This window comes from Streptomyces recifensis, from assembly GCF_002154615.1.
Classification (GTDB): domain Bacteria; phylum Actinomycetota; class Actinomycetes; order Streptomycetales; family Streptomycetaceae; genus Streptomyces; species Streptomyces griseoluteus.
In genome coordinates, this window is record NZ_MUNH01000742.1 from 1 (window position 1) to 921 (window position 921).

At 73.2% G+C, this 921-nt stretch carries 1 protein-coding gene; it reads right to left on the reverse strand.

Annotated features, from left to right (window positions below; translation table 11 throughout):
• On the reverse strand, nt 1–913 hold a 913-nt coding region (locus CCN33_RS29110; RefSeq protein WP_244173973.1), incomplete at its 3' end, for an alpha/beta fold hydrolase.
• Between the last annotated feature and the right edge of the window lie 8 nt (nt 914–921).

The following is a 921-nucleotide window of genomic DNA, read 5'->3' on the forward strand; positions in this document are numbered from 1 at the left end:
TGGGGTGGGCGTCCAGCGCCCGGAAGAACTTCTGCATGCGGTCGCCGACCTGCGCGGGGGTCGCGTCCTTGCCGTCCAGCGGGCAGTCGGCCCGCTTGACGCAGTCCGCCGAGAACGCCCGGAACGCCGTCTCGAAGCCCGCCGTCTGGTCCAGGTTGACCTGCCGGGCGTCGAGCGAGGGGTCCATCGCACCGTCCAGCACCAGCCGACCGGTGCGGTGGGGGAACAGCCCGGCGTAGGTCGCGCCGAGAAGCGTGCCGTACGACGCGCCCACGTAGTTCAGCTTCTTGTCGCCGAGCAGCTCGCGCAGGACGTCCATGTCGCGGGCCGCCTCGACGGTGGAGACGTGCCGGAGCAGCTTCGCGGAGTGCTCCCCGCAGGCCTCGGCGAACTTCCGGTCGGCGCCGGCCAGGGCGTCCGTCTCCTTGGCGTCGTCCGGGGTCATGTCCACCTCGGTGAACGCGTCCATCTGGCGCCCGTCCAGGCACTCCACGGGCTCGCTGCGGGCCACCCCGCGCGGGTCGACGGCGACCATGTCGTAGCGGGCCCGGATCTCGGCGGGGTAGCCGATGCCCGCGTACTGCTGGAGGTATGCGATCGCGGAGCCGCCGGGGCCGCCCGGATTGACCAGCAGGGAGCCGAGCGGCTTGCCCTTGCCGGTGGCCTTCTTGCGGGCGACGGCCAGCTTGATGTCACCGGACGCCGGCCTGTCGTAGTCGAGCGGCACCTTCATCGTGGCGCACTCGAAACCGGGACCGCCGCACTCCCGCCAGCTCAGCTTCTGCGTGTAGTACGGCGACAGCGCCGACGGGGTCGACATCGGCAGCGCGGCCAGCGCCGCCCCCACCGTGCCGTCCGAGCCCGGGCCGCTCGCGCCGCAGCCGGACACGAGCAGCGCGGAGGCCGCGAGCAGGGCCGCCG